Genomic DNA, 530 nt, shown 5'->3' on the forward strand with positions numbered 1-530 from the left:
GTATTGAACCTGATCGACCACGGCATGTCGCTGCAGGAGGCGGTGGAGGCGCCGCGGCTGTGGACCATGGGCGGGCCGGTGGAGATGGAGGGCGGCTTCGCCGCCGAGATCCGCGCGGCGATGGAGGCGATGGGACACCCGGCGGTCGCCATGCCGCACGTTGCCGGCGGCATGGGCGCGATCCGCTGGCACGAGGACGGGCTGATGGAGGGCGCCTCCTGCTGGCGGGCGGATGGCTCGCCGGTGGCGATCGGCGGCGGGCCGGCGCGGAAGGGCGTGCGGTTCTGGCCGGATGCGCCGAAGTCGTAAGCCTCCCTCGGCCGGAGGCTCCGTTGGTTTTCGGCCCCGAGGGCGCTATGAAGCGCCGCGATGACCGAAAAGCCCCTCTCCTTCCAGGACATGATCCTGCGCCTGCACGATTTCTGGTCGGCGCAGGGCTGCCTGATCCTTCAGCCCTACGACATGGAGATGGGCGCCGGCACCTTCCATCCGGCGACGACGCTCCGCGCCCTCGGCCCGCAGCCCTGGAG

General features: G+C 71.3%; 2 protein-coding genes. Both read left to right on the forward strand.

Annotated elements, in window-relative coordinates; genetic code table 11:
* Positions 1 to 309: gamma-glutamyltransferase (locus tag AC1DWF_RS38235; protein WP_476843609.1), on the forward strand; the 309-nt coding region annotated here is incomplete at its 5' end.
* Between the two features lie 60 nt (positions 310 to 369).
* On the forward strand, positions 370 to 530 hold a 161-nt coding region (locus tag AC1DWF_RS38240), incomplete at its 3' end, for a glycine--tRNA ligase subunit alpha (protein ID WP_476843610.1).

The organism is Aminobacter sp. P4_D5 (genome assembly GCF_056401815.1).